The following is a 26,393-nucleotide window of genomic DNA, read 5'->3' as shown; positions in this document are numbered from 1 at the left end:
ACAATCTTAACACACCCCTCCCCCCCCCCCCCCCCCCCCCCCCCCACAAAAACAACACACCAACACCACACCCCCCCCCCCCCCCCCCCCCCCCCCCCCCCCCCCCCCCCCCCCCCCCCCCCCCCCCCCACCGGCCTTGGGAGGATTTAGCGGGCTGCGGTCCAGCCCTTGTAGTCCTTCAGGTTCTCGGCCGTGATGAGCTTCGGGTCGAGCAGGACGGTCGGCTCCGCCGGCTTCTTGCCGGCCAACAGTTCGGCCGCCATCGTCAGCGACTGGCCGGCCATCACATAGGGATCCTGCGAGGCCGAGGCCTTGATCATCGAGGTGCCGGAGGAGAGTTCCTTCTCGATATCGGGCGCGCCGTCGACGGCGGTGAAGATGAACTCCGAGCGGTTGAGCTGCTTGGCGGCAAGCTGGGCGCCGATCGCCGTCGGATCGTTGATGGCAAACACCGCATCGATCTTGTCGAAGCGGGTGAGCAGCGACTGGAACACCTTCAGGCCGCCGTCGCGCGAGCCTTCGGCATTCTGGTCGTCGGAGAGGATCTTGATGTCGGGATGCTGCGCCAGCACGTTCTTGCAGCCCTTCACCCGCTCCAGAATCGACGACGATGCCGGTCCGTTGAGGATGACGTAGTCGCCCTTGCCGCCGGTGTGGTCGACCAGGTACTGGCAGGCCTCTTCGCCGGCCTTGACGTTGTTGGTCATCACGGTCACGTCGGCGCCCGGCGCCGAAACGTCGAAGGCGGCAACGACGATACCCGCAGCCTGTGCCTTCTTCACCGCCGGCGCGATCGCCTTGGCGTCGACGGCATTGAGCATGATCACGTCGACACCGGCGGCGATGAACGAATCGACCTGCGAGACCTGCTTGTTGAGGTCATAGTCGGCCGACACCGAGGTCACCTCGACCTTTGGGTTGATCTTCTTGGCCGCGTCCTCGATGCCCTTGATGGTGGCGACGAAGAAGGGATTGCCGAGCAGGCCGACCGAGATGCCGACCTTATTGAGGTCCTTGGCCGAAGCAGGCGCGATGGCGAGCGACGCGAGTGCGACGCCGCAGAGCAGTTTGGCGATGGTCTTCATTGCTTTCCTCCGATTGCCCCGCGCCTCTCACGGTGCGTTACATGAAACCGGTCGTTGACGCCGGCGACTAAGGTCAATCACGTTCTTGCTCCTGCCTGGAGCCTGTAGCGGTCGAGGGCGACCGCCACGATGATGACCAATCCCTTGATGATGTACTGCCAGATGTCGGAGACACCGGCCAAGATGAGCCCGTTGGAGAGCACCGCGATGATCAGGCCGCCGATCAGCGTACCCCAGATCGAGCCGACGCCACCGACGAAGCTGGTGCCGCCGAGGATGACAGCGGCAATGGCGTCGAGTTCATAGGACTGCCCGAGCTGCAGCCCGTTGGCGGCATAGAGCCGGGCCGCCGACATGGCGCCGCCAAGGCCGGCCAGCAGGCCGGAAATGCCATAGACGAAGAGCAGCACCAGCGGCACCTTGATGCCGGTCAGCCGCGCCGCTTCGGCATTGCCGCCGACGGCATAGATCCAGGTGCCGAGCACGGTGCGCTTGAGCACCAGCCAGGACAGCACCACCACCGACAGCGCGATGATGACCAGCCAGGGAATGCCGAACAGCGAACCGTTGCCGATAAAATCGAACGGCAGGTCCGAGTTGAACACCGTGGTGTCCTGGCCGAGCAGGCGGGCAACACCGCGCACCGCGGTCAGCGAACCCAGCGTGACGATGAAGGGCGGCAGCTTGATATAGGCGATGAGCAGCCCGTTGATGAGGCCGAAGCCGAGCCCGACCAGAATGGCCGCCGGCACGCCGAGCAAACCCCAATCCGGCACCAGCGACACCATCACCGCCACCATCGCCGATGCGGCGAGGATGGCGCCGACGGACAGGTCGATGCCGCCGGTCAGGATGACGAAGGTCATGCCGGCCGCCAGCACGATGTTGATCGACGACTGCTGGGTGACGATCAAGAGGTTGGTCTCGGTCAGGAAGCGCGGGTTCAGGAACTGGAAGCCGGCCGCCAGCAGGATCAGCACCGGCAGCATGCCAAGGGCAGCGAAAGCCGTGCGCAGCCGTCGGCTGGTGCCGGTGGCCTGGCCGCCTGCGCTGATCTCGGTCGCCTTGTCGGTCATTGCTGAGCCGCTCCCGTTGCAAGTTCCATGATTTTCTCCTGGCTTAGCGGTTCGCCTTGCGATGCCGTCACCTCGCCCGATATCGTGCCGTCGCGCATCACCAGCACGCGGTCGGCAACGCCGATCACCTCGGGCAGTTCGCTGGAGATCATCAGGATGGCGATGCCCTGTTTGGCGAGATTGTCGATCAGCCGGTAGATTTCCGATTTCGCCCCGACATCGACGCCGCGGGTCGGCTCGTCGAGGATGACGACCTTCGGCTCGGTTTCGAGCAGGCGGGCGAGCAGCACCTTCTGCTGGTTGCCGCCCGACAGCGAGCCGGCATTGGCCTGCACCGAACTGGTGCGGATGGAGAGACCGGCAACGGCCTTGGAAGCGCGCCTTTCGGCGGCCGCGAAGTCGCGCAAGCCGCCGGCGCGCGAATCCCGCGCCAGCACGCCCATGCTGATGTTGTCGGAAATCGACATGTCGAGGAACAGGCCGAGTTCCTTGCGGTCCTCGGTCAGATAGGCGATGCCGGCATCGAGCGCCTCGCGCGGCGAGCCGATGGTTACAGGTTTGCCGTCGAGTTCCAGCGTGCCTGACACGCGCCTGTCGGCGCCGAAGATCAGCCGCGCAAGCTCGGTACGGCCGGAACCGACCAGACCCGCCAGCGCCAGCACCTCGCCCTTGTGCAGGTCGAACGAACAGTCTTTCAGGAGACGGCCGTCGGACATGCCACGCACCGAGAGCGCCACCGCGCGCTTTTCGTCCGGCGGCCGATGATCCTTCTTGTAGAAAGCCGACAGATCGCGGCCGACCATCATCGAGACGAGGCGCGAGGCGCTGAGGTCGGCACGTTCGAGCGTACCGACATAACCGCTGTCGCGCAGCACGCTGACGCGATCGGCAAGCTGGTAGACCTCTTCCATGCGGTGACTGATGTAGATGATGGCGATGCCTTGCGATTTCAGCGTCGCGATGACCTCGAACAGCCGGTCGGTCTCGCGCGAGGTCAGCGACGTCGTAGGCTCGTCCATGACGATGATGCGCGCATTGGTCGACAGCGCGCGGGCGATCTCGACCAATTGGCGCTCGCCGAGCGACAGGCTGGAGACCATGTCGCGGGCCGAAAAGGAGACGCCCAGACGCGCGATGATCTCCCTGGCGCGCCGGGTGCACTGGTCACGATCGACGATGCCGAAGCGTCGCGGCTCGTTGCCGAGGAAGATGTTCTGCGCCACCGTCAGATTGGGCGCCAGCGACAGCTCCTGATAGATCACCGCGACGCCGCTGGCGCGCGCCTTGATCGGATCGCCGGTCGCGGCCGGCATGCCGTCGATCAGGATCTCACCGCCGGCATCCGGCCGATAGGCGCCTGAAAGCACTTTCATCAATGTCGACTTGCCGGCGCCGTTCTCGCCCATCAAGGCGTGCAGCTCGCCGGCATGGACGCTGAGCGAGACATCGTGCAAGGCACGGATGGTGCCGAACGTCTTGGAGATGTGGCGCATCTCCAGCACCGGCTGGCGCACCGTCTCGGCCTTGGCAATCGCACTCATCGCGCGCCTCCCGCCACCGCACCAGCGACGCCCCGGTCCATGGTGGCGGCACGCCAATTGCCGCGATAGCCTGCCAACCCGGTGAAACGCGACGCGCGCACCGGCTCCGGAACTTCGGCGGCGAATTCGCGCCCAACGCTCTCGAAGGCGAGCGCCGCTGCACCGGTGGCACTGCCCTCCAGCGTGGCGCCCTGCAGGAAAGCCTGGTCGGGACGCAATTGCGCCAGCAGTCCGGCGAGCAGACCGCCCGTGTTCAGCCCGCCATCGACGATCACCGTGTTGTTCGAATGGATGAGATCGAGCGACAGATCGACCATCAGCGCGACGTAGAGCAGCGCCGTAGCCGCGCGTTCCTCGGCATTGGGCGCGCGCCCCGCCAGTCGGCCGGAATGCCCCGCCATCGGCCCGCCCGGCGCGAAGCTCGGCAGCGCCATGATGCCGGCATCGATCACCCGCTGCACCGCCGGGCCGGCGATCTCGCCTTGCCAGCCGGCGCTGATGGTTGCGAATTCACGCCCGCCCATGAAGCGGATGGTCGGCACTGGGCCGCCGCCGACATCGACATTGACCAGCATGTCGCGGTCCCGGTCGAGCGCGTCGAGGGGACAGGACGGATTGAGCACGACGACCCAGGTGCCGGTAGAAACGACGGTGACCGGGCCAAGCTCCTGCCGGCGATAGGCATGCAGCGCCGCATTCGAGTCATGGACGCCGTTGTGGATGGCGATCGGGCTTGCCGCAGCGCCGAGGCGCTGCTCGCCGATAACGGTGCCGGCGCGCTCGAAGGCAGGCATCCGGTCACGCCAGCCCTGCGCGTCGACCAGCGAGGAAAAATCTTGGCGGCGCGGCGCCCACAAATGCGAATGGCAGCCGAGATAGGATACTTCCGAGACCGCCCGTCCGCCAAGGCGCCAGCTCCAATATTGCGGATAGCCGAGGATCGATTTCGACGCGGCGAACGCGTCGGGCTCGACCTCCTGCAGCCACAGCATGTGGCGGCCGTAGTTGAAGCCCAGCGGCAACCGCGGCGAGAAGGTCTCGGCAAAGCCCGGAATGCGGCGATCGATCCGCGCGGCAATCTCGGCCGGCGGCTCTTGCTCGTAATCGAGGATCGGATGCGTCAGCGCCGCCTCGTCGACCAAGGCAAAGGTGCAGCCATGGCCCGAGACCATGACCCCTTCCACTCCATGACCATCGACCGCATCGGCAACGGCGCTGAGCGCCCAATGGTGGAGCGCCGCCTCGTCGAGCACGCTGAAGCCGCCTTGGCGCACCCATTTCGGCTGGGTCCGGCGCTCGTCGACAATGCGCCCGTCCTGGCCGAAGACGAACAGCTTCGAATTGGTCTTGCCGAAATCGAGGACAGCCACCTTCACTGGATGGCTCCCGAGGCTATCCGCACCATGACGCCGGCGTCTTCCAGCATGCGCGCATCGGCATCGGAAAGACCGTCGTCGGTGACCAGCGTGCCGATGCGGGAAAGCGGGAGCGCGACATTGCGCGCGTGGATCGACAGTTTGCGGCTGTCGGCCAGCACCACGATCTGGTCGGCGCAGAGGCTGAGATCGACGATCGAGCGCACCAGCAGCGGGTGCGATTCCATCACGCCTTCCTGGCCAAGGCCTTGCGCGCCGAGAAAGAATTTGGAGGCGTAGAAGGGCACGGCCTGGGTGAGCGAATGAATGATGCCGGGTTCGCGATGCAGATCACCGCCCGCAACCGTCAGGCTGCAATGGCCGTGGTCGCTGAGATAGGCCGCCAGCGGCATCGAGTTGGTGTAGAGGCGGATGTTGCGCTCGGCGAGCTTGACCCCGAGATGGAAGCAGGTCGAGCCGCCATGCACGATGACGGCGTCGCCGTCACGCACCATGGTCGCCGCGAGAGCGGCGATCTGCCGCTTGGCCTCGACCGCAAGGTCGCGGTTCTCGTCATAGGGCCGGGCGTAGGCGACACCGGCCTGGGAAGCGCCGTCGAGCGCCGAGATGCCGCCATAGACCTTCCGCGCTTCGCCGGCTTCGTCGATCCTGTCGATATCGCGCCTGACCGTCGCGGCTGAAACGCCAAGCCGTTCCTGCAGCTCGCGCACCGAAGCGAACGGACGATCCCGCAGCAGTTCGACGATCTGACGCTGGCGGCCGGAGTCTATCAATTCTTTCCTCCCGGATGCCATTTCCATGGCAGTTGGCGCAACTTACTCAACATTAGCCGGATTGCAAGCGGGTTTTGATGATACTAGATCACTATTGACGTAGATCACTCGTATCTGCGATATCAGCGCCAATTCGACCCCGGCAACGGGATTTCGCGCAGGACACGGCCGAGCCGTTGGAGGAAAAGCGCCATGGCGACCCAAGCTGACGCGCAGGAACTGGCGGCCTTACGGGCGCTTTCGGCCAGCATCGGGCAGAGCCCGCATCTGACCCAGGCGGCAGGCGGCAACACCTCGCTGAAAGCCGGCGACACGCTGTGGATCAAGGCCTCCGGCACCTGGCTGAAGGACGCGCTGGTCGATGACATCATGGTGCCGGTGGCGATGGCGCCGTTGCTGAGAGCCGTCGAACAGCGCGATCGCGCCGCCGACCAGCCGCAGGGTTTCACCATTGCAGCGCTCAACCCGCGCGGCCTGCGGCCGTCGATCGAGACCACGGTGCACGCCCTGATGCCGCAGCGCGTGGTTCTTCACGTCCATTGCGTCGACACCATCTCGCTTGCCGTGCAGGCCGATGGCGAGGCCGAGGTCGCCAGGCGGCTCGATGGCATCGACTGGGCCTATGTGCCCTATTTCCGGCCCGGCCTGCCGCTTGCACGCGGCATTGCTGAAAAACTGCGGCCTGGTGTCGACGTGCTGATCCTTGGCAATCACGGGCTGGTCGTCGCCGCCGAAACCGTCGCCGGGGCGGAGCTTCTGCTGCGCCGTATCAGGTCATTGCTGGCCCGGCCGGCGCGCGCGACCGCCGCACCCGACCTCGATGCCTTGGCGGCGCTTGCCGGCGACAGCTTCTACAGATTGCCGGCCGATGTCGAAGCGCATGCGGTTGCGCTCGACCCTGAGAGCCGCCGCATGGCGCAGGCCGGCAGCCTCTATCCGGACCACGTCATCTTCCTCGGCCAGGGCTCCATCGTGGCGAAACCGGGCGAGGCGGTGGCCGATGTCATTGCACGACTGGACACGTCGCCTGCGGCGATCCTGTTTCCCGGCGCAGGCGTGCTGATGCGCGGCGACGCCAGTGCCGGCGCCGATGCCATGCAACGCTGCCTCGCCGACGTGACGGCGCGCATCGACGTCGCCGCACGGCTGAACTATCTCACCGCTTCCGAGAATGACGAGCTGGTCAACTGGGACGCCGAGCAATATCGCCAGAAGCTCAACGCGGCTGGCGGCTAGCATGGACATGATGCCACTTGTCATCGGCATCGACCTAGGCACATCAGGTGCGCGCGCCGTCGCCATGCGCCCGGATTTTTCCATAGCCGGGCATTCGGCCGTTCCACTCGACAGGTTTGGCCGCGATGACCGAGCCCCCACGGCATGGTGGCAAGCGGTCAAGGCGGTGCTGACGGACCTGCTTTCCGGTATCGACCGCACGGCGGTCCGCGCCATCGCCATCGACGGCACCTCCGGCACGCTGCTGCCGGTCGACGCCGCCGGGCGGCCGCTGGCCGAACCGCTGATGTACAACGACAAGGTCGATGACGACGACATTCTGGCCGCGATCGACCGCACCGCGCCGGCTGCAAGTGCAGCGCACGGAGCGACATCCGGCCTCGCCAAGGCCCTGCGCTTCCAGCATCTGCCGGGCATTGCGGCGGTGCTGCATCAGGCCGACTGGATTGCCGGAAACTTCTCCGGCCGCTTCGACGTCAGCGACGAGAACAATGCCCTGAAGACAGGCTATGATGTCGAGGCCCGCCGCTGGCCGGAATGGATCGCCGCGACCGGAATGCGCGTGGAGTTGCTGCCGCGCGTGGTCGAGCCGGGCGAAGTCACCGGCGCCCTCACCGCGGAAGCCGGGGAACTGTTCGGCTTGCCGCGCGATGTGGCCGTCGTCGCCGGAACCACGGATGGCTGCGCCTCGTTCCTGGCGACCGGTGCTGCCGCGATCGGCGACGGCGTCACCGCGCTGGGATCCTCGCTGACCATCAAGATCCTGTCCGACCGGCCGATTTCGGCGCCGCGCTTCGGCATCTACAGCCACCGGCTCGGCAACGCCTGGCTGGCAGGCGGTGCGTCGAATTCCGGCGGCAAGGTGCTGGCTCAGCATTTTCCGCTCGCCCGTATCATCGAACTCAGCGCAAAAATCGACCCGGAGACCGACACCGGCCTCGATTACTATCCGCTTCCCGCCACGGGCGAACGATTTCCGATCGCCGATCCGGCGCTGCCGCCTCGCCTTGCACCCCGGCCGGCGGACGACGCCGATTATCTGAAAGCGATGTTCGAAGGCATCGCCGCGATCGAAGCGCTCGGCTATGACAGGCTTGCCGAACTCGGCGCGCCCGCGCTGATATCGGTCAGGAGCGTCGGAGGCGGGGCGGCGAACCCAGCCTGGACGGCAATCCGGCGGCGCAGGCTCGGCGTCGATTTCCTGCCCGCGCTTTCCGACGAGGCCGCCGCCGGCACGGCGCGGCTGGCGCTGATGGGTGCAAGCCGGGCAGGACTCCTATGAGCGCGAAAACGATCGAACGTCTCGACGGCATCGGGCCGCTGGCGGAGCGCTACGACGTGTTCCTGCTCGACCAGTTCGGCGTGCTGCATGACGGCACACGGCCCTATCCGGGCGCGGTGGCAGCGCTGTCGGCGCTGAAGCGCGCCGGCAAGACCGTGGTGCTGGTTTCGAACTCCGGCAGGCGGGCACGACCCAATGAAAGCCGGCTCATAAAACTCGGCTTCGAAGCGGGAAGCTGGGATCATTTCGTTTCTTCCGGCGAGGTGGCGTGGCGATCCTTCAGGGAGATGGCGACGTCGGGGAAGCTGCGCCCAGGGACAAAATGCCTGCTGATCAGCCGTGAAGCTGACCGCTCCGCGATCGAGGGCCTGCCTTTTGTGCTGACCGGGTCCGGCGATGAGGCCGAACTGGTGCTGATCGCGGCCAGCGAGGGTGACCGCTTTGACCTCGAGCATTATCGCAGGCTGTTCGCGCCGGCTGCAGAGCGGCGGGTGCCGTGTTTCTGCACCAATCCCGACATCATCATGCTGACGGCCGTTGGCCCTCGCTTCGGCGCCGGCCGTCTGGCCGATCTCTATGAAAGCCTGGGCGGCAGCGTTACCCGCATCGGCAAGCCCGACAAGCCGATTTTCGACGCCGCGCTGGCGCTGGCCGGCGAGCCGGACCGCGGCACCGTGGTCTGTGTCGGCGACAGCGTCGAACACGATATATCGGGGGGAAACAGCACCGGCATCGCCACCGCGCTGGTGCTGAGCGGAATACTGGCGGACACACCGGATCTCGCCGCTGTTTTCGACGAACAGCAGGCCTGGCCGGACTACATCACGGACAGCTTCAGCTTCCGCTGACCGCTTCCAGCATGCGCCGCGCGCTCTCCTCGTCGGTGATCAGGATGGTTGGGGCGATGAGGGTCACGGCGCCGAGCAGCGCTTCGGTTTTCTCCTCGCCACCGGAAGTGAGGATGCGGATCGGCGCCTTGCGCAGACGGTCGACATCCACCGACATCACGTGGCTGTTGACCGGATGGTCGACCAGATCGCCATTGCGGTCGAAGAAATGGAACAGGAGGTCACCAACGGCGCCACGCGCAAGCAGGGCCTCCCGATCCGCCTCCTTGAGAAAGCCGCCACGAGAGAAGGTGGTGGCGGAGGCGATCCCGCCGACGCTCAGCAGAACGGCATCGAGCACGTCGGCCATTTCGAAAATCTCCTGCAGGCCGCAGCGCTCGATCAGTGCGATCTTGGTCTCGACGCTGTCGACGACGGCTGGTGTCGGCATCAGATAGCCGTCGCCCTGGAATATCTGAGCGAAGCGCCAGGCGAACTCGGCTGGGTTGACCCGGCGCACGACGCCGACGCCGCCAAGCAGCGAAATCACCTTGAAGTCGGTGAGCGACTTGGCGCTGATGAAGGGCAGGCTCGAGAACAGCGTCTGCCCCCAGCCGACGCCGACCCGCATCCCGGACTTCATCGTGTCCGACAGGAAACTGCCGGTCTTGGCGCTGATCGCTGGTATCGGATCGGCATCGGGTGCCGAAAGCGGCGCCACCAGCGCCTGCTGCAGCCCGAACGTCTTCTCCAGCGCGCGCTCAAGCCGCACGATTTCCGACAATTCGCTCTCGATGGTGATCTTCACTTCGTTGCGCGCCCGGGCATCCGCCAGCATGCGCACGATGGTGACGCGACCGACGCCGAGCACGTCGGCGATCTCGTTCTGCGTCATCTGTTCGACGAAATACATCCAGGCGGCGCGAATCCTGAGGCGATCCGTCCGGCTTTCGCTGGCGACCTGCTCGGTTGCCTCGCCTCGACCGTCTTCGCTTTCGCCCTGTCGTCGTCTGCCCAAGTCTGTCTCTCCCCCTGCGGCGACGGACGAGCGCGCCGCCGCCGATTCTGCATGCTGGTCTAGTATCGCCTATTGATCTACCAATCGATAGGAGCAATGTAGAGAGTGGCGGCTGCCCCGGTTGGCGGCTATCCGCAGCAAATTTCAAGGCGATCCGCGATGCTCCGACAAATCTCCGAGGATGTCCGCGTCAATCTGAAGGACCGGCTGCGGGAAGTCCGCGAAATCATCCGCCAGAGCCGCCATGACGGCAGCGGCAATACCAGCATCCTGCGCGAAGCAACCAGCCATCTGCCGCCGTTTCCAGGCAAGGGCATCGAAGGCCTGCTCAGCCATGCCGCGAGTGCCGTCGACGAAGCGCTGTCGATCGCTGAAGCTTTCGTCCCGCATGAGCGCCCGATCAAGGTGGACGGCACCACGGTGAAGGGCCTCGGCACCTATTTCCCGGTCGGCAACGAGGATCGCCAACTGGGCGCCGAGCGCCTGTTTCGGCGCGATATGTATTATCTGACCAAGGCGGTGCTTGCCGGTCTGAACATCGACAGTGCCCGCATCCACGAAGCCGATTTCGCGGCCGTCCATGCCACGATGCGCAAGCGGCATGGCGATCTGCTGGCCGCGTTGGCCGCGCCAGGTGCCGGACTGCAGGCAATCGCGGCCACCTGTTCGGCGCTGCTGGTCGAGTGCCTCGGCCAGCGTCCGGTCCGCTTTGCCGAAACGGTGTCCGAAACGCCGGCGGTGGTGGGCAGCAGCGCACTTGACGTAAGCTGCCTGGCACCGCTCGCTTTGGCCTGCGGCCTGGCCACCGCCGGCAGGCACGGCGCGCCGGAGCCGGATATGCTGGAGATCGCGATCCTGGCGGCGGATATCCGCCACGACCGCATCGTTCAGGCCTGCGCCAAGGCAAACCCGATCGCTGAACTGACACCGGTGTTCGCCACCTTGCTTGCCCATCTGCCGTAGTTGGCCGGCCTGGGCTAGCCTTCAGCGGCCATGGCCATGATCGCTTTCTTGGCGCGCTGGATGGAAGCCGGGCTCATCGAGAGTTCGGTCAGCCCCATCTTCACGAAGGTCGCAATGAGATCGGGACGGCCGGCCGCCTCACCGCACATGCCGACCATGATACCGGCGGCGACGCCGGCTTTTGCCGTCATTTCGATCGCCGACATGACGGCCGGATTGGTGACATCGTTGAGCTTGGCGACCGTCGGATTGAGCCGGTCGGCGGCCATGATGTACTGGGTCAGATCGTTGGTGCCGATCGAGAAGAAAGCAACCTCCTTGGCCAGCGTCGGGGCGATCAGCACGGCGGCCGGGGTTTCGATCATTACGCCGAGATCGAAGGTCGCATGCGGCACGCCTTCGGCTTTCAGCTCGGCCGTGCATTCGTCAACCAGCACGCGCGTCTGCCTGACCTCCGAGAGGTCGGACACCATCGGCAGCATCACCTTGATGTTGCCGTGCACGGCTGCGCGCAGCAGCGCCCGCAGTTGGCGCTTGAAGATGTCGGGCCGGTCGAGACACATGCGGATGCCGCGCCAGCCGAGGAAGGGGTTTTCCTCGTCGGGAAATTCGATGCCGGCAATCGGCTTGTCACCGCCGATGTCGAGCGTGCGTACAATGACCGGATAAGGCGCAAAAGCCTTGGCCAGCGCCGCATAGGTCTCGGCCTGCATGTCTTCCGAGGGCAGATGCATATGGCGCATGAACAAAAGCTCGGTGCGGAACAGGCCGATGCCCATGGCACCAGCCTCTTGCGCCGCTTCGATTTCCTCGAGTGAGCCGATATTGGCCGCGACCTCGATGATCCTGCCGTCGGCGAGCTTCGGCGTCACCGTCTTGAAGATGGTCAGGCCGGCGCGCTCCTTTGCCGCCGCTTCGACGCGGCCGGCGAAATCGGCACGGGTCGCCTCGTCGGGGTCGATGATCACATGGCCGGCATTGCCGTCGAGCGCGACGTCTCGCGCGGTGCGCAAGGCATTGACCTGGCCGCCGAGGCCGAGCACTGCCGGAATGCCGTGCGAGCGCGCGATGATGGCGATGTGCGAGGTGGCGCCGCCATGGCCGCACACCACGCCGCCGATACGCTTCAGCGGCGCGCGTGCCAGATCCCAGGCGCCGATGTCATCGGCAATCAGGATAGCCCCTTCGGGTATGTTTTCGAGGCTGACATCGTCTTGGCCCAGCAACACGAGGCAGATCTGCCGCCCGACCGCATGAACGTCATCCGCCCGCGCGTTGAGATAGTGATCGTCGACCGCGCTGAATTCGGCGGCAATGGTGGAGGCGGCGGTGATGACGGCGGAGACCGCGTCATTGCCGCCCTTGATCAGGCCCTCGGCCTCACCAGTCAGGCTATCGTCGGCGGCGATATCCCTGAGCGCGGCGACGATGCCGCGGTCTCCAGCCGACAAGCTGTCCTGCGCCAACGCATTATCCATACGGGCCTGGACCGCGCCGACGGCCGTGCGGAACCTGTCGATCTCGCCTTCTATCTCCTCGGCCCGCAACACGCGGCCCTGTCCGGCGATATCGGGTGGAAAATGCGCAAAGGCCGGGCCGATGGCGAAACCTTCGCTGGCGGCCACGCCACGCAGGCGGTTTGCCCCGTCAGGTGCCGCCGGCACGGATCCGGGCGCGGGTGCCGCTTCCTGCCCGGCATCGTTCGCCGGGCTCTGCGCCTCCGCTTCATCATCGAGGCCGGCCCGCGGATTCTCGAGATAGCCGATCAGCGCCTCGAGTGCCTCGATGGCATCGGCGCCATTCGCCCGCACCGTGACTTCCTGGTTCTCCTTGACCGCCAGCAGCATCAGCTTGACCGAACTCTTGGCGCTGACCGCCTTGCCGTCCTTGACCAGTTCGACGTCGGATTCGAAGCCCTTGGCGAGCTTCACGAACCGCGTCGCGGGACGGGCGTGCAAACCTTCATGCACTCTGACGATGGTCGAGCGTTCCATGGCAATTACTCTGGTTTTGGGCGCCGCTCCCAACATAGGCGTCGGCGCGAATGCTGTCAGGCGGCGATGGTGATGATCGCGCCGGTCTTCAGGGCGGCCACGAGCGCTTGTGGGTCGACTTGCGACGCACAGATCTCGCCCGGCCTCTCGGCCTCGGTAGCGCCGTTGAACGAAATGACGACATGACCCATTTCCAGCACCTTGCTCCACGCGCTGGAGCCGACCGCTGTGATAACAGCGGCAACCGGGCCGAGGGTGATCGAAGCGCCCTTGGCGGGCGCTCCGTCACTTGGTCCCTGCTCCGCCTTGTGGAGCACCGAAACCTCGGCAAGCTCCGGCGGCGAGCCATCCGCAAACAGGATGACCACGCCCCCTTCGGCAAGGTCCGCCACTTCGGGGCCGATGGCAGTGACCCGTGTTCTCAGCAGAACCGTCATATGGCGAACCTCATTTTCTCAACTTTCCCTAGAGCGGTGAACCGCTCTATCTCTTTGTTTTGACGCAATTTCCAAGGGAAAGCATTGTGCGCTTTTCCCGGAATTGCCTTAGAACACGATCAGGCTGACGACCCAGGCGATCAGCACCGAGACCGGACCCATGATCTGGCGGCTGATGAGCACCGCCGGAACGCCGATTTCGATCGTCTTCGGCTTGGCCTCACCGAGCGCCAGGCCGACGGGGACGAAGTCGCAGCCCACCTGGGTATTGTAGGCAAACAGCGCCGGCAGTGCCATTGCCGGCGAAATCGTGCCGTTGGCAATCTGCGGGCCGATAATGGCAACGCCGATGACCTGCGCGATAACAGCGCCCGGCCCGAGAATGGGCGACAGGAACGGCAGGCCGCAGATCGCCGAGATGATCAGCAGGCCGACGATGTTGTTGGCCAGCGGACCCATCGGCTGCGCCAGCACATCGCCGATGCCGGTATACAGGATCAGACCGATGAGCATGGTCACGAAGGCCATGAACGGCAGCACGTTGCGGATGACCTGGTCGATGGTGCGGCGGCCGGCATTGAAGAAGATGCCGACGATACGTCCCATGACCCGGCCGATCGTGCTGATGAGGCCGATCAGCCCACCCTCGCTTGGCAGCGGCTGTGGTGCCGCGGCCGCATTGTTGCTTGAACTCATCGCTGCTGCTCCCCCTGCAGTCGTGACCGTTTCGGATCCGTCCGCCATTGTGATGTTGGCCGGCTTCACGCCCGAAACGTAGATGTCCTCGGTGATGAACTGGGCCAGCGGCCCCGATTGACCGACCGGCGTCAGATTGACGGTCGGGATGCGCTTGCGCGGATAGACGCCGCATCGTGCGGTGCCGCCGCAATCGACGACCACCACCGCCATCTCGCTTTCGATCGGCGGCGCCCTGAAGCCGTCGACGGCTTCGCCACCGGTCATGTCGGCAATAAGCTGCGCCACCGGGTGAATGCCACCACCGGTGACGGAAACCACCTTGCTGCGCTGTTCGGTCGGCTCGATCACGAGCGGGCCACCCCAACCGGTCTTGCCCCGGGAGATGCGTACGGCTTTGTATGTCTTGGCCATGATGTCCTCCCCGCCCTTACAGCTTGACGCCCTGGCGGCGTGCCATGATAGCGGTGATGCGTTCGGTCAGCATGCCCTTGAGCAGGATGACGACGAGACCGACGATGGCGTACCAGATCGCCACCTTGACGTGGTAGCCGGCGACGACGACGCCCTTCTTTTCCAGCTCCAGCAGCGCGACGAGAATGCCGCCCCAGACGAAATACTCGCCGGGATTGATGTGCGGGAACAGGCCGAGCGGCGGGTGCACATAGGACACGGCCGCGTCATAGAAGGCCGGCTTGTGCTTTTCTTCCAGGAACGATCCGAACGTATAGGCCATCGGATTGGTGAGGAAGAACACGGCCAGCAGCGGCAACAGCGTGTAGCGCGTCAGCGCGATCCGGCCGGCGCCGCGCGCCAGGCCATGCACGCGCTCTTCGCCGACCAGTTCGGTGACGGCGTAGAAGGCCGTCATCAGCACCACCAGCGTCGGGATGATGCCGGTGACGAAGCCGGCGAAGACCTCGCCGCCCTTCTGGAAGATGCCGATGAAGTACTTGCCGATGGCGGTCAGCCAGCCGAGCTGCTCTTCCTGCTGGACGTCCTTCAGCTTTTCCTTGAACTGATCGACGGTGATCGGTCCGCTGTCCGCTTGTGCGAGGACAACGAGATGGTCGGAGGCATGCTCGACTGCGAGCTTGCCATGCAATGCGGCATCCGAGACCATGGCACCTGCGACATGCAGATTGTGCACGGCCATGTCGGCATGCTGCGCCAACAACGAAAATACAGACATTTCTCCTCCTTATGCCACCCGCCGGTTGATCCCAGTCGGTGCGCGGCGTCCTCTATCCCTTTGATTTAGAGCCCGAAATCCTCCGGCCCTAAGCCCTTGCTATGTTCAAGCCGGACAGGCCCGGCTTCTTCCCCGGCTCCGACCGTGTCTTGTCGATCTGCTCGATCGCCCGTTTCACGGCCTCGGCCACACCGGGTTCCCCCTCCCCCATGATTGCAGGGTTGGACCGGAGTTTATCGAGGGGAACACCCTCGAATTCTTCATGTCTTTTGAATTTGGTGAAGACGGAACGGCCGCTCATCACCATCAGGCGGCGCACGACCAGATCAGGCGTCACCACGACGAGCGCGATGGTGCCCTTGGCCAACCGGCCGCGAAAATTGCCGGCTCCGACGAAGCCATCCTTGTACTGGTCGGTGACGCCCCTGAAGACATCCGAATAGTGCCGCATCTGCAGCCAGACGCCGAGCGACTGCAGCGCCCACACGATAACCAGCAGAAGCAGTCCCCACTGCCAAATCGCCATTCGGTTCTCCTCCCGAAGCCTCAGTTGAACCGCACCTTGGACCGGCGCGTGACAACAGCAAAGTGAGAACATTTGTTTCCGAGAATGTCAATATGTATGATATTGGCCTCGGCTGCGGTCATCTACAAGGGCGCTGACCGATTTCGGCCGTGGCGCTGTTGTGCTAGGCTGACCGGGAAACAGGATACGAGGAACATGGAGCTGCCCTTCAGGGACGAGCTGGCCTTGATGCCGGATCTTCGCCATCGGCTGCGGCAGCTGCGCTGGTTCCGCGCCACCTTTCGCGGCAGCGCCAAGGTGGTCTCGGACACGTTCGGCGTGCGCTTCGAGATCGACGAGGCCAAGCTCACCAGAGCCTTTCTCGACTGGGTCGAGATCATGGAAGCGCAGAAGCGCTTCGCCGCGATCGACCGCGCCGACTTCATCGTCTTTGCCGCCGGCCTCGTGCTGCGCGAGTTGATAAAACAGGCGCCGGCAAAAGAAATATCCGGCCTCACCCAACTGATCGAGACGGAAACGAACGCCGGCACGCTGGAAATCGTCCGCTTCTGGCCGGAGGGTTTCCTCTACACCAACTACTGCGTCTCGGTGATTTCGGCGATCCACGAGCAGGAATTCGGCACGGCACCCGGCATCGACAAATGCGCCGACGATTTGCGCACATGGTGGTCCTATCGCGAGAATGTGACCGAGATGCCGGCCTATGCGGTGGCTTTCCTCGACCGCTTTCTCGGCGCCGAACCGAACTGGATCACCCCAGATCGCGCGCAGTCCCGGCAAGCCATGCAACGGGCGCTCGGGTCTTCCCGCGCGAGCGATGCGTTGCGCCAGCTTTGAGCCCACTCTTCGCGCCCTCAAAAACGCACCCGCTATTGAACATTTGACTTTTTGCCGATAGCGATGTGCGAAAACTGACTCGAGAGGGAAACGCGTGGCGCAACCAAGGCCTATTATTTTCGATTGCGACGGCGTTCTTGTCGATAGCGAGCCTCTGGCCGCCCGCGCCTACGAGCGCGTCTACGAAAAGCACGGCATGCCCGGCGTCAACACCAGCATCATCGCCCAATGCATCGGCATGAAGCAGTCCGATATCATCGCCAGGATCAAGGATTTGACCGGGCACCAGTTTCCGGCGGCGGCGGACGGCGACATCTGGGCCGAGACCAAGGTGCTGTTCTCGCAGGAATTGAAGCCGACACCGGGAATCGCTGCGTTCCTCGAGACGCTTGCGGGCGACCGCTGCGTTGCCTCGTCCTCCTCCGTCGAGCGCATAAACCACAGCCTTGCTGTGACCGGGCTGGCGCGTTTCTTCGGCGATGCGATCTACAGCTCCTCGATGGTCAAGAACGGCAAGCCCGCGCCGGACATCTTCCTCTTCGCGGCGGACAAAATCGGCGCCAATCCCATTGACTGCATCGTCATCGAGGACTCGCCCTTCGGCATTCAGGGCGCGGTCGCCGCCGGCATGACCGCGATCGGCTACACCGGTGGCGGCCATACCTATGCCGAGCACGCTGCGCGGCTGACGGCTGCCGGTGCCGATTTCGTCTGCGCCGACTGGCAAGAAGTTAGCCGGCAATTGTCCGGGCTTGGCGTGCCGGCCTAATTCAGCGGATACTTGGCGAATCCACGACTGGCCCATTCGCCAGGCGGGACCAATGACCCCACACGGAAATTGAAGGATAGGACCCTCGTCGCATCGGGGTCGACTTCACACCGGAAGTTTAGATTGTACCAGGTATTTCTGGTGCTGAAGGCCGCCTGAGCAGGATTGAGGACATTGCCTTTGTCCAGCGTAATGGTTGGCACCCATTTGACCGTATAGTCCGCACTTTGCAGTTCCCGGCTGAGGACATTGCCGCAAAGGGTGGCCACGCGCTGACCGCGCGGCACATTCTCCATGGAGCTTGTAGCGAACGCATTGCCGGTGGCCCCTTGCGAGTAAAGCTTTCTGACGCCCGGAAGGCCGGAATAGATCGGTGATCCTGCAACGTCGTTGTTGGTGGGATTTGACCTTCCAGCATTCCCGATCGGCGCTTTGAAAGCTCTTGCGGGTTTGAACGTCATTGTCTTGGCAGGCTTGGTTTTGGGCTTTGCCTTTCCAGTCGAGGCTGGAGGCGCCGGCTTGTCACCGGTCTCAGCCGCCAATGGCTTTGGCGTCACGACGGCGTGCTTTTCGGCGGGTTGCGGTGCGAGTTCTTGTTTGTCCGGCTGCTGTTTGTCAGTGTTCTCGGTCGCCTGCTTCTCCTCGCTTTGCGCGGGCTTTTCGTCCGGCGCAACGGTGGCTGGCTTCTCGTCAGACTTGCTGGGCTCTGCCTTCTGCTGTGGCGTTGCAGCCGGGGCGGGCTGGGTCGGCGCGGGTGTCGGTGCTACAGGCGGCTTCGGCGCCTCATCCTTGGCCGGCGACGGCGTGTTGGGTTTAGCGCTGCTTCCGTCGAGCGATTTCTCCGGCCCGGTATCTTTCTGGCCGTACTGGAAAACGCGCTTCAAAACCTGGTCGTCTGGCGGTTTCGGCGGTTCCGGAGGCGGCTTTTGTTCAGGCGGCTTTTCAGCCTTCTTTTCAGGTGTCGGCTCCGGTGGCTTTGGAGCAGGTTTCGGCTTGGGCTTTTCGGGCGGGGGCACGATCGCGACATTGACGGGCTGTTCCTGCTGAGCCGGCTGCTGCTCGGGTCTCGGCAGGCCATAGACCAGAAACGCCGCGATGAGTGCATGCAGGATCAGCGATGCGGGCAAAGCCCACAGCAGATGCCGCCGCCGTTCTCCTGTTTCGCCCTTCATCCGCACCGATGTGGAATGAAATGGCGGCGGCTTCAAGCATAGGTAGTGGATTGGCTTGATTTAACCGCTGACAGGTTGGTGATCGGATGACGACGCGCGGATCAGCGCCGGTGAGATGTGGCGCGACTCAAACCACCTCCACAATCCGATTGAAGCCCTGAGGTCAGCCAGTTTGCCGCTGGCGCGCGATCCCGTCCAGAAACCGTTCGTCCAGCCGTGTCTCGCCAAACCAGTTCAGCCGGTTGATGCTGATGAAGCCGGCATCGATCGCCTCGTTCTCGTCGCCCGGCTGGCTGTCATGAGCCCGACCGCGCGGCACCGTGATGACAGTGCGATCGCCGTCGCTTTCAACGATTTCGGCTCTGCGGGCGATCTTGTCGCGACCGATGCGCGGCTGTCGGATTTCGGCCGGCAGCAAGGTCGGCAGGTTGATGCTCAGCCAATGACCCTCAGCGGCCCAGTCGGCGCGCGATTGCCACAATGAAGCGATCAGCGCGCCAAGCCATTGGTCGTCGCCATCGGTGAAATCAGGATTCTTCACGCGGGAGAAGCCGATGGCTGGAACGCCCCAGAAAGTCGCCTCCCGCGCAATGCCGAGCGTTCCGGAATAGGCAAGGTCCTCGGCAACGTTGCGGCCATCGTTGACGCCCGACAGCACAAGGCCCGGTTTCTCGGAATCGGCGAACAGCCAGGTCATAGCGCTTACCACGCAATCGGCCGGGGTGCCGGAACAGGAGTACCAGTTCGGCTTGACGCGCCGCATGGTCAACGGCCTGGCAATCGTTAATGACGAGCTGGCAGCGGTGCGCTTGCCGTCGGGCGCGACCACCCAGACATCGTCGCTCAACGTGCCGGCGGCCTTGACGAGACGGGCAAGCCCCGGCGCTTCGATGCCATCGTCGTTGCAGATCAGAATTCTCATCGTTTTCTTGCCTCAGGCACCGTGATGCGCTGGCCGGTGCGGCATTGCGTCCGCAGCGACGGGATGTGGGCTTGCAAATCGCCGAGAAGGTCCGGCGTGCAGGAATGACCGAGTGCGGCGGGACGGCCGGCCGTTTCCCAGATGTCGACATTGCCCGACAGCGTCGGATGGGTCGGCATGCGCACCCAGTCCGCCCGGCCGGCCTTGTGCAACAGATCGCCCGGCGAACCTGACGGCAGATGGCCGGTAAGCAGCACCGGAAAACCGGAATGGTCGGCACGCGGCAAGAGGCGCGACGACGGGCCGGCCTCACCCATACCGTCATCCGCCAGCAACGGGATTGGCGGCAGGGGATCGGCATCGGTCCAGTCGGCTGCGTCTTGCAGGCGGCGAAGCAAGAGTTCTGAGACACTTGGCAACAGGGATGCGGTGGCGCCGATCTGCGCTTCCAGCGACGAACGCATGCCGGCATGGATCGCGAACGGCCCAGGCAAGGCCGCGATCAGCTCCAGCGACCGACCCGAGAGCGGCGTCGGCAAAAGACACCCGCCCGAATGCCTCGCAACCCACTGCGATATTTCGAGCGCCCGCGCCGCCCCCGGCACCGGATCGGCGCCATAGGAAGCATCGAGGACAAGCAGGTCGCAGTGCGGCATCGTGTCCATGACGAAGACATTGCTGTCCGGCACCACATCGGCCGAATAGGCGACGCGGCTCTCGCCATCGTCCACGGCAAACCAGACGCCGCCCACCACATGCCCGGAGCGTCCCGTTCGAATCGTGAGATTTCCGCTCTTCAGCGTATCGCCGGGTTCGAACAATTGGATGCGGTCTTCGGGAAAAGGGAACCGCCTGAAATCCTCGAGCTCAGCATAGCCCGCGAGCGTGGCAGGCGCCTCATTGCGGGTCTCCGCCGTCATGAAAATCGGGCCGGCATAGCCGCGCGACAGCAGCCAGCTCAGCGCGCCGACATGATCCTCATGCGCATGCGAGACGAACAGCGCTTCGATGTCGGCGGCCGACCCGTTCAGCGCCGGATAGTAGTCCGCCCCCGAGGCGCCGACCTTGATGCCGACGTCGAGCAGGATGCGATCCTTGCCGCTGCTCACAGCAAGGCTGGTGCGGCCCTTTTCGCCAAAGCCGCCGAGCAGGTCGAGCATCATCACGATGCCGCCCCCGCCGCCGGGATCAGCCAGCCGGACCTTATGCGCAGACGGGCCCGGGACCCGCTTTCCAGCATGACTGGGTCGGGCTGTTCGAAGTGCAAGGTGATGTCGGGACTGGTCGAAGGCGTGAATTCGATACGCGCCGAGCCACCCTGATAGATCACCCGCTTGACCAGGCCATCGAAGCCGGGACCGTCCGGCGACACGTCAAGATCGGCTGACCGGCAGCAGATCTTGGCGCCAGCGCGCGGCCGCTCGCCAGGCCGGCAGCGGACAACCAGTTCCGCGCCGAGAACCCGGACCTTGCAGTGGCCTCTTTCTTCCACACTCAACACATCCGCAGGCAGCAAAATGCCTTGCGAAATGAAGGATGCGACCATTTCATTTGCCGGCTCATGATAGAGCTCGCGCGGCGTCGCCAGCTGGGCAAGGCGCCCGCCATCCATCACCGCGATGCGGTCGGCCAATGCCATCGCCTCGGCCTGATCATGGGTGATGTAGACGATAGTGGTGCCGGTGCGCTTGTGGAAGGATGCGAACTCGTCCTCCATCGATGCCCTCAGATGCACGTCGAGATTGGCGAGCGGCTCATCGAACAGCACCAGCGAGGGCGCGGCGACAAGGCAGCGCGCCAGCGCCACGCGCTGGCGCTGGCCGCCGGAAAGATTGGCCGGCCGACGCTCGCCCAGCCCTTGCAGATCGACAAGGGCCAGTGCGTCTTCAACCTTCCGGCGGGCGACGGCCTTGTCGAGCTTCGCCACCTTCAGCGAATAGCCGATGTTCTCGGCCACCGTCATATGCGGCCACAGCGCATAGTTCTGGAAGACGATGCCGACGCGCCGCTTTTCCGGCGCGATGCTGCCGCCCTTGCCCGACACGGCCTCGCTGCCGATGCGGATTTCGCCCGACGTCACTTTCTCGAATCCAGCGACCAGCCTCAGCAACGTCGTCTTGCCGCAGCCGGAAGGGCCGAGCACTGCCAGGAACTCGCCGTCGGCGACGTCGATCGACACGTCCTTGACGGCATCGAAATTGGCGAAGCTCTTGGTCACATTGTCCAGGCTCAATCGCGCCATGGCAGCACTCCGGTCGGAAGGTAGGGGGCAAGCAGATTGGTCACCAGGATGAGCACGAAAGTGACCGCCACGGTGATGACGGACATCGCCGCCGCATAGTTGGAATCGCCGCCCTGCTCGAAGGAGAACATCACCACGCCGATGGTTTCCGAGCCCGACGACCACAGCAGTGCGGAAACGGTAAGTTCGCTTAAGGCCGTCATGAAGATCAGCAGGCCGCCGGCGATCGCCGCCGGTGCCACCAAGGGAAAGATGATCGTGCGCATGCGGGTGAACAGCCCGGCGCCTGCCACTTGCGCCGCTTCCTCCAGCGCCCGGTCGATCTGGTGATAGCCGCTGATGGTTGGCCGCAGCGCCAGCACCAGGAAGCGGGCGAGATAGGCGTAGAGGATGATCCAGACCGTGTTGTAGAGCTGGATGCCGGTGAGCGGGATCGGCCGCAGGAACATGAGCAGCGAGGCGATCGCCAGCACCACACCGGGCAGAGCATAGGGCAGTTCCACCGACAGATTGAGCAGCCGCACCCAGCGCTGCTTGCCCCAGGCGATCAGATAGCCGATTGGCACGGCGACCAGGACCGCGAAGAAGGCAGCCGCGATCGACAGCCAGAAGCTGTTGAAGAAGGCGCGGCTGGCGGCATCATGCTCGAACAGCACGAAGCGATAATTGTCGAAGGTTGCCGTCTTGGCGGTGAGCGCGATGCCGTAGCCCGGCACCAGCGATGTCAGAACCAGCCCGAACAGCGGCAGGAACAGCACCACGATGATCAGCAGCCACATGCCGGCCTGCACGGCCGGCCGCCATCGGCCGAGTTCGTATGGCTCAGCCGCCAGCGACGTGGAACTGATGCGATAGTCGCGGCGGCGGCTCATGATCTCCTGGGCAAGGATGCCGGCCATGGCGATAATGCCGATCAGCACCGACAGGAACGCGGTTTCGCCGAGCACGGCAGGACCGCCGCCGGCCAGCTTCTGATAGATCAGCGTCGGCAGCACGAGATAGTTGGCGGGAATGCCTAGAAAGGCCGGAATGCCGAAATTGCCGACGCAGGAGACGAAGGCGAGTGCGGCGGCGGCCATGATCGAGGGCGTCATCAACGGCAGCACGATGGTGACCAGCATGGTGAACCAGCCGGCACCGCCCGCCCGCGCCGCTTCGATCAGTTCGCGCGGCAGCTTGCGCAGGCCGGCGCGCACCAGCAGGAAGACCAGCGGGCCATACTGCACGCCGAGCAGCAGGATGATGCCCGATGTCGAATAGAGCGGGTTCCTGGTCCCGAGCGGCGGTGCCGCCCCGAACAGCTTGAGGAACGGGCTTGCCGGGCCGAACAATTGCAGCCAGGCCAGCGCCGTCACCTGCGGCGCGATCATCAGGGGCATGACGTAACAGAGCACCATGGCGCTGCGAGCGCGGATATCGGTCAGCGTAACGAGCACTGCCACCAGCGTTCCCGACAGCACCGCAAGCAGGGTGCCGCCGATACCGACGACCAGTGTGTGCCAGGTGGCGATCCAGGTCGCCGGACTGGCGAGCCCCGCCTTTATCGCGACGGTCGACAGCGTGCCGCCGGGTGCCACGATTTCCTTGATCAGGCTCAGCATCGGCAGCAGCGAAAGCAGGACGATGACGATGGCCACCGCCGCCGTCAGGGCCATTTCCTGGCCCCGGCTTTCCCTGATCCGTGTTGACATGATTGCGTTTCCTGGGATCGATCGGCCGATGCGCTCGGATTTCGCAGTCGGCATGCCGCTAGGGGGGCATGCCGACTGGATTGCCGGCTCAGCCGCCGAACAGTTCCGAGAACTTCGCCTTGTCGGCGTCGGTCTTAGCGACGATTGCCTTGGTGTCGAACGACATCACCTTGACCTTGACGCCTTCCGGCAGCCATTCGGGGCGGCCGACCGAGGCACGCGCCGGCAGATAGCCCATCGAAAGCGCCAGCTTCTGGCCGTCATCGGAAAGAATGAAGTCGACGAACTTCTTGGCGCCATCGACATTCCTGGCGGTCTTCATGATGGCGACCGGTTCGGTCACCGCCGGCACGCCTTCCGACGGGAAAACGAACTCGACCGGCGAGCCCTTCTTCTTGGCGTTCATCGCCATGAAGTCGACCAGGATGCCATAGGGCTTCTCGCCTGATGCCACCGACTTCAGCACGGCACCATTGCCGCGCACGCTGACGGTGTTGTTGGTCTTCAGCTTCTGGAAGAAATCCCAGCCATAATTGGTGTCGCCGACGAAGCCCGAAAGCAGGTAGGCGGCCGCACCCGAATAGAGCGGGCTCGGCATGACCAGGCCGTCGGCATAGGCCGGCTTGACGAGATCGGCCCAATGCTCCGGCTTTTCGGCGGCCGCGGTGTTGTAGACGATGCCCGTGGTGATCAGCTTGCTGCCGAAATAGGTCTTGCCGGCATCATAGGCATCCGCCTCGATGCCTTCGAGCTTTGCCTCGGGATAGGGCAGCAGCCGGTCGTCCTTCTTCAACAGCTCCATCGAGACCGCATCGGCGATCAGAAGCACGTCGGGCTGCGGGCTGCCGGCGGCAAACTCGGCCGCCATCTTAGTCAGGATATCGCTCGTTCCCGAGCGATAGATATTCACATCGATACCCGGCTGTGCCTTCTTGAAGGCATCCACGGTCTTGGCCGCGTCGGCTTCCGGCTGGGACGTGTAGAGCGTCAGTGTTTCGGCGTTTGCCACGCCGGCAAACAAAGTTGCCGCGAGTGCCAGCTGGCTGGCCAGCAGCTTGATGAAGTGCGTCTTCAATGAGACCTCCTGTCTTGTCTGTGCATGACCGGTCCGGCTCTGGCCGGCTCCCCGTCTCTTCCTCCCTGCACGGCGCATATGACTGGTGGATGACACAGCGCGTGAAACCCACAAAATATGTTCATATGTACGATGTCAATTACAAATGAACAGAAATGTGCGACAATCGACACGCCGAAGATCCGGCATCAGTTGACATCCGGCCGGTGTTTCCTTGATGAGCACCGGGCAGGCCACGGCTCATGAGGGACAGGAACCGATGACCACAGAAAAACCCAGACAGGCTCGCCTGCCGATGGTCTCGTCGGACCTTACCGTCAAGACGGCATGGCTCTACTATGTCGAAGGTTTCACCCAGGAACAGATCGCCGAAAAACTCGATGTCTCCAGGGTGAAGGTCATGCGTACGCTGGCCTCCTGCACCGCCGAAGGCATCGTCGTCACCATGATCAACGCGCCGACCGCCGGACAGGTGGCGCTCGAGCGGGAGCTGGAAAAGCGCTGGGGTCTGAATGCCGCCGTCGTCATCCCGACGCCTTCGGCGCATGACCATCTGGAGAAGGCCATCGGCCACGCCGTCGCGGCCTATCTCGGCGAGCAGATGCAGGACGGCATGACGCTGGCGATCGGTGGCGGCGCGACCCTGCATGCCAGCCTCGGCTTCCTTGCCCGCCGGCAGTTGAAGCGTGCCTGCGTGGTGGCGCTCGTCGGCAGCCTGCCGCATTCGCAATGGATCAATCCATCGATCGTTGCAGCCAAGGTCGCAGACGTCTTCGAAGTCGACAGCTACCAGATCACCGCGCCGGTGACGGTCGACAATTCCTCGCTGCGCGATCTCCTCTGGGCGCAGCCGACCCTGCAGGATGTACGCCAACGCGCGGCGACCGCCGACATCGCGCTGCTCACCGTCGGCGACATGTCGCCGGACGCCACCATCTTCCGGCACGGCATCGTGCCGTCATCGCTGATCGCTCCGCTGAAAGCGAAGGGCGCGGTCGCCAACATGCTGTGCTATTTCGTCGATGCCGCCGGCGGGCTGGTCGACCACGAGGTCAACAGCCGCGTCATGGCCATCGATCTCGATGTGGTCAGCAACGTGCCTAATGTCGTCCTCGCCGCGGGCGGCAAGCGCAAGGTCGCGGCGATCCTCGCCGCGCTGAAAGCCGTCGACACCAACGTGCTGATCACCGACAGCGATACCGCCACGGCGCTGCTTGCCAAGGGCGGCTGAGCCGATCCGACTGGCTCCCGTGTTTCCCGCTAAATGAGCCCGCGCTCGCGCAAAAAATCCTCGACACCGACATGGGTCATGGATTCGAATTCGGCGACCGCCTCGGCCACCCGCTTGCGCTGCGCCGCCAACAGCGTGAACACCTGCTTCATCTCGCCGGAAACACCGAAACGGCTCCACCGCTCGGCGATGTGCGTGGGCAAGCCGATGTCGGCGCAGAACGCGTCCAGGCTGTCATAGCCGAGGCTGGCGACGAGCTGCCTGGTCTCGTCCGCCGACATGCGCGGCTCGAAGGCGTGGTCGTGCAGGCGCTGCGCCACCAGCTTGATGTCGGATGGCGACGCTCCCATGACCTTGCCGAACAGGGTTTTGACGTCAGACGGGTCGAATGCGGGCATATTTGGCCTCCCTGGATCGCAGTCCAGATAGAAC

The 26,393-nt window shown here is 64.4% G+C and carries 25 protein-coding genes; 7 read left to right on the top strand and 18 right to left on the bottom strand.

Annotated elements, in window-relative coordinates; translation table 11 throughout:
- Positions 1-146: 146 nt before the first annotated feature.
- The 5 genes from NKJ00_RS07415 to NKJ00_RS07395 form a co-directional block, all read right to left on the bottom strand.
- Entirely contained in the window at positions 147-1,085 is a 939-nt protein-coding gene (locus NKJ00_RS07415) for an ABC transporter substrate-binding protein (protein ID WP_027038073.1), read from the bottom strand.
- Between the two features lie 77 nt (positions 1,086-1,162).
- Positions 1,163-2,161, bottom strand: coding sequence for an ABC transporter permease subunit (locus tag NKJ00_RS07410; protein WP_352611812.1), 999 nt, complete (start codon positions 2,159-2,161; stop codon positions 1,163-1,165).
- Positions 2,158-3,702: a sugar ABC transporter ATP-binding protein gene (locus NKJ00_RS07405; protein WP_352442064.1), complete on the bottom strand. Its 1,545-nt coding sequence runs from the start codon at positions 3,700-3,702 to the stop codon at positions 2,158-2,160. The genes NKJ00_RS07410 and NKJ00_RS07405 overlap by 4 nt, the downstream gene beginning before the upstream one ends.
- Entirely contained in the window at positions 3,699-5,078 is a 1,380-nt protein-coding gene (locus tag NKJ00_RS07400; RefSeq protein ID WP_352442063.1) for an FGGY-family carbohydrate kinase, read from the bottom strand. Before NKJ00_RS07400 ends, NKJ00_RS07405 begins: the two co-directional genes overlap by 4 nt.
- Complete coding sequence (locus NKJ00_RS07395; RefSeq protein ID WP_352611810.1) at positions 5,075-5,851, bottom strand: DeoR/GlpR family DNA-binding transcription regulator; 777 nt, start codon at positions 5,849-5,851, stop codon at positions 5,075-5,077. Before NKJ00_RS07395 ends, NKJ00_RS07400 begins: the two co-directional genes overlap by 4 nt.
- Positions 5,852-6,043: 192 nt before the next feature.
- Here NKJ00_RS07395 and NKJ00_RS07390 point away from each other — a divergent pair, with 192 nt between their 5' ends.
- Genes NKJ00_RS07390 through NKJ00_RS07380 form a run of 3 tightly spaced genes read left to right on the top strand, consistent with a single transcriptional unit; the run spans position 6,044 to position 9,217 of the window.
- A complete protein-coding gene (locus tag NKJ00_RS07390; RefSeq protein ID WP_352442062.1) occupies positions 6,044-7,087 on the top strand; it encodes a class II aldolase/adducin family protein in 1,044 nt (347 codons plus the stop codon).
- A 7-nt stretch (positions 7,088-7,094) separates the two neighbouring features.
- A complete protein-coding gene (locus NKJ00_RS07385) occupies positions 7,095-8,369 on the top strand; it encodes an FGGY-family carbohydrate kinase (protein WP_352611814.1) in 1,275 nt (424 codons plus the stop codon).
- Positions 8,366-9,217 carry a TIGR01459 family HAD-type hydrolase gene (locus NKJ00_RS07380; protein ID WP_352629312.1) on the top strand — a complete coding sequence of 284 codons (852 nt, stop codon included), beginning with the start codon at positions 8,366-8,368 and terminating at the stop codon, positions 9,215-9,217. The genes NKJ00_RS07385 and NKJ00_RS07380 overlap by 4 nt, the downstream gene beginning before the upstream one ends.
- On the opposite strand, the gene NKJ00_RS07375 is transcribed toward NKJ00_RS07380, so the two are convergent.
- Positions 9,204-10,214: a sugar-binding transcriptional regulator gene (locus NKJ00_RS07375; protein ID WP_352629310.1), complete on the bottom strand. Its 1,011-nt coding sequence runs from the start codon at positions 10,212-10,214 to the stop codon at positions 9,204-9,206. The two genes, NKJ00_RS07380 and NKJ00_RS07375, sit on opposite strands and share 14 nt — an antisense overlap.
- A gap of 159 nt (positions 10,215-10,373) precedes the next feature.
- Here NKJ00_RS07375 and NKJ00_RS07370 point away from each other — a divergent pair, with 159 nt between their 5' ends.
- On the top strand, positions 10,374-11,177 hold the full coding sequence (locus NKJ00_RS07370; protein WP_352629308.1) for a hypothetical protein: 804 nt from the start codon (positions 10,374-10,376) through the stop codon (positions 11,175-11,177).
- Between the two features lie 14 nt (positions 11,178-11,191).
- Here the strand turns inward: NKJ00_RS07370 and ptsP are convergent, their stop codons facing one another.
- The 5 genes from ptsP to NKJ00_RS07345 form a co-directional block, all read right to left on the bottom strand.
- Positions 11,192-13,171: a phosphoenolpyruvate--protein phosphotransferase gene (gene ptsP / locus NKJ00_RS07365; protein ID WP_023811045.1), complete on the bottom strand. Its 1,980-nt coding sequence runs from the start codon at positions 13,169-13,171 to the stop codon at positions 11,192-11,194.
- A gap of 56 nt (positions 13,172-13,227) precedes the next feature.
- On the bottom strand, positions 13,228-13,608 hold the full coding sequence (locus NKJ00_RS07360) for a PTS glucitol/sorbitol transporter subunit IIA (RefSeq protein WP_013529330.1): 381 nt from the start codon (positions 13,606-13,608) through the stop codon (positions 13,228-13,230).
- Between the two features lie 108 nt (positions 13,609-13,716).
- The gene (gene srlE, locus NKJ00_RS07355; protein ID WP_023811043.1) at positions 13,717-14,718 is read right to left on the bottom strand and encodes a PTS glucitol/sorbitol transporter subunit IIB; all 1,002 of its coding nucleotides are present in this window, start codon (positions 14,716-14,718) and stop codon (positions 13,717-13,719) included.
- Between the two features lie 16 nt (positions 14,719-14,734).
- Positions 14,735-15,496, bottom strand: coding sequence for a PTS glucitol/sorbitol transporter subunit IIC (srlA, locus tag NKJ00_RS07350; RefSeq protein WP_352629305.1), 762 nt, complete (start codon positions 15,494-15,496; stop codon positions 14,735-14,737).
- An 88-nt stretch (positions 15,497-15,584) separates the two neighbouring features.
- On the bottom strand, positions 15,585-16,022 hold the full coding sequence (locus tag NKJ00_RS07345) for a transcriptional regulator GutM (RefSeq protein ID WP_023811041.1): 438 nt from the start codon (positions 16,020-16,022) through the stop codon (positions 15,585-15,587).
- Between the two features lie 195 nt (positions 16,023-16,217).
- Here NKJ00_RS07345 and NKJ00_RS07340 point away from each other — a divergent pair, with 195 nt between their 5' ends.
- Positions 16,218-16,859 (top strand): hypothetical protein, encoded by a 642-nt coding sequence (locus NKJ00_RS07340; RefSeq protein WP_023811040.1) that lies wholly within the window; start codon positions 16,218-16,220, stop codon positions 16,857-16,859.
- A gap of 94 nt (positions 16,860-16,953) precedes the next feature.
- Complete coding sequence (locus NKJ00_RS07335) at positions 16,954-17,628, top strand: HAD family hydrolase (RefSeq protein ID WP_128304698.1); 675 nt, start codon at positions 16,954-16,956, stop codon at positions 17,626-17,628.
- Here the strand turns inward: NKJ00_RS07335 and NKJ00_RS07330 are convergent.
- The 6 genes from NKJ00_RS07330 to NKJ00_RS07305 form a co-directional block, all read right to left on the bottom strand.
- Positions 17,625-18,800, bottom strand: coding sequence for a DUF930 domain-containing protein (locus tag NKJ00_RS07330; protein ID WP_352629302.1), 1,176 nt, complete (start codon positions 18,798-18,800; stop codon positions 17,625-17,627). The genes NKJ00_RS07335 and NKJ00_RS07330 overlap by 4 nt on opposite strands.
- 163 nt (positions 18,801-18,963) lie before the next feature.
- The gene (locus NKJ00_RS07325) at positions 18,964-19,722 is read right to left on the bottom strand and encodes a 5'/3'-nucleotidase SurE (protein ID WP_128305055.1); all 759 of its coding nucleotides are present in this window, start codon (positions 19,720-19,722) and stop codon (positions 18,964-18,966) included.
- The gene (locus NKJ00_RS07320; protein WP_128305058.1) at positions 19,719-20,885 is read right to left on the bottom strand and encodes an MBL fold metallo-hydrolase; all 1,167 of its coding nucleotides are present in this window, start codon (positions 20,883-20,885) and stop codon (positions 19,719-19,721) included. The genes NKJ00_RS07325 and NKJ00_RS07320 overlap by 4 nt, the downstream gene beginning before the upstream one ends.
- Positions 20,885-21,964, bottom strand: a complete 1,080-nt coding sequence (locus NKJ00_RS07315; RefSeq protein WP_352629300.1) for an ABC transporter ATP-binding protein — start codon at positions 21,962-21,964, stop codon at positions 20,885-20,887. The genes NKJ00_RS07320 and NKJ00_RS07315 overlap by 1 nt, the downstream gene beginning before the upstream one ends.
- Positions 21,952-23,655 (bottom strand): ABC transporter permease, encoded by a 1,704-nt coding sequence (locus NKJ00_RS07310; RefSeq protein WP_352629298.1) that lies wholly within the window; start codon positions 23,653-23,655, stop codon positions 21,952-21,954. Before NKJ00_RS07310 ends, NKJ00_RS07315 begins: the two co-directional genes overlap by 13 nt.
- Positions 23,656-23,743: 88 nt before the next feature.
- A complete protein-coding gene (locus NKJ00_RS07305; RefSeq protein WP_352629296.1) occupies positions 23,744-24,730 on the bottom strand; it encodes an ABC transporter substrate-binding protein in 987 nt (328 codons plus the stop codon).
- Positions 24,731-24,989: 259 nt separating this feature from the next.
- Here NKJ00_RS07305 and NKJ00_RS07300 point away from each other — a divergent pair, with 259 nt between their 5' ends.
- Positions 24,990-25,961 (top strand): sugar-binding transcriptional regulator, encoded by a 972-nt coding sequence (locus NKJ00_RS07300; RefSeq protein WP_027038053.1) that lies wholly within the window; start codon positions 24,990-24,992, stop codon positions 25,959-25,961.
- 29 nt (positions 25,962-25,990) lie between these two features.
- Here the strand turns inward: NKJ00_RS07300 and NKJ00_RS07295 are convergent, their stop codons facing one another.
- Complete coding sequence (locus NKJ00_RS07295; RefSeq protein WP_127271283.1) at positions 25,991-26,359, bottom strand: hypothetical protein; 369 nt, start codon at positions 26,357-26,359, stop codon at positions 25,991-25,993.
- Positions 26,360-26,393 lie beyond the last annotated feature (34 nt).

It is taken from the genome of Mesorhizobium sp. M0227, assembly GCF_040321855.1.
Taxonomy (GTDB): domain Bacteria; phylum Pseudomonadota; class Alphaproteobacteria; order Rhizobiales; family Rhizobiaceae; genus Mesorhizobium.
This window is presented reverse-complemented; position numbering and strand designations above follow the sequence as displayed.

Coding starts and splice junctions, on each gene's coding strand:
- NKJ00_RS07415 (WP_027038073.1), bottom strand. CDS start 1,085: ATGAAGACCATCGCCAAACTGCTCTGCGGCGTCGCACTCGCGTCGCTC.
- NKJ00_RS07410 (WP_352611812.1), bottom strand. CDS start 2,161: ATGACCGACAAGGCGACCGAGATCAGCGCAGGCGGCCAGGCCACCGGC.
- NKJ00_RS07405 (WP_352442064.1), bottom strand. CDS start 3,702: ATGAGTGCGATTGCCAAGGCCGAGACGGTGCGCCAGCCGGTGCTGGAG.
- NKJ00_RS07390 (WP_352442062.1), top strand. CDS start 6,044: ATGGCGACCCAAGCTGACGCGCAGGAACTGGCGGCCTTACGGGCGCTT.
- NKJ00_RS07385 (WP_352611814.1), top strand. CDS start 7,095: ATGATGCCACTTGTCATCGGCATCGACCTAGGCACATCAGGTGCGCGC.
- NKJ00_RS07380 (WP_352629312.1), top strand. CDS start 8,366: ATGAGCGCGAAAACGATCGAACGTCTCGACGGCATCGGGCCGCTGGCG.
- NKJ00_RS07370 (WP_352629308.1), top strand. CDS start 10,374: ATGCTCCGACAAATCTCCGAGGATGTCCGCGTCAATCTGAAGGACCGG.
- ptsP (WP_023811045.1), bottom strand. CDS start 13,171: ATGGAACGCTCGACCATCGTCAGAGTGCATGAAGGTTTGCACGCCCGT.
- NKJ00_RS07360 (WP_013529330.1), bottom strand. CDS start 13,608: ATGACGGTTCTGCTGAGAACACGGGTCACTGCCATCGGCCCCGAAGTG.
- srlE (WP_023811043.1), bottom strand. CDS start 14,718: ATGGCCAAGACATACAAAGCCGTACGCATCTCCCGGGGCAAGACCGGT.
- srlA (WP_352629305.1), bottom strand. CDS start 15,496: ATGTCTGTATTTTCGTTGTTGGCGCAGCATGCCGACATGGCCGTGCAC.
- NKJ00_RS07345 (WP_023811041.1), bottom strand. CDS start 16,022: ATGGCGATTTGGCAGTGGGGACTGCTTCTGCTGGTTATCGTGTGGGCG.
- NKJ00_RS07340 (WP_023811040.1), top strand. CDS start 16,218: ATGGAGCTGCCCTTCAGGGACGAGCTGGCCTTGATGCCGGATCTTCGC.
- NKJ00_RS07330 (WP_352629302.1), bottom strand. CDS start 18,800: ATGAAGGGCGAAACAGGAGAACGGCGGCGGCATCTGCTGTGGGCTTTG.
- NKJ00_RS07325 (WP_128305055.1), bottom strand. CDS start 19,722: ATGAGAATTCTGATCTGCAACGACGATGGCATCGAAGCGCCGGGGCTT.
- NKJ00_RS07320 (WP_128305058.1), bottom strand. CDS start 20,885: ATGATGCTCGACCTGCTCGGCGGCTTTGGCGAAAAGGGCCGCACCAGC.
- NKJ00_RS07315 (WP_352629300.1), bottom strand. CDS start 21,964: ATGGCGCGATTGAGCCTGGACAATGTGACCAAGAGCTTCGCCAATTTC.
- NKJ00_RS07310 (WP_352629298.1), bottom strand. CDS start 23,655: ATGTCAACACGGATCAGGGAAAGCCGGGGCCAGGAAATGGCCCTGACG.
- NKJ00_RS07300 (WP_027038053.1), top strand. CDS start 24,990: ATGACCACAGAAAAACCCAGACAGGCTCGCCTGCCGATGGTCTCGTCG.
- NKJ00_RS07295 (WP_127271283.1), bottom strand. CDS start 26,359: ATGCCCGCATTCGACCCGTCTGACGTCAAAACCCTGTTCGGCAAGGTC.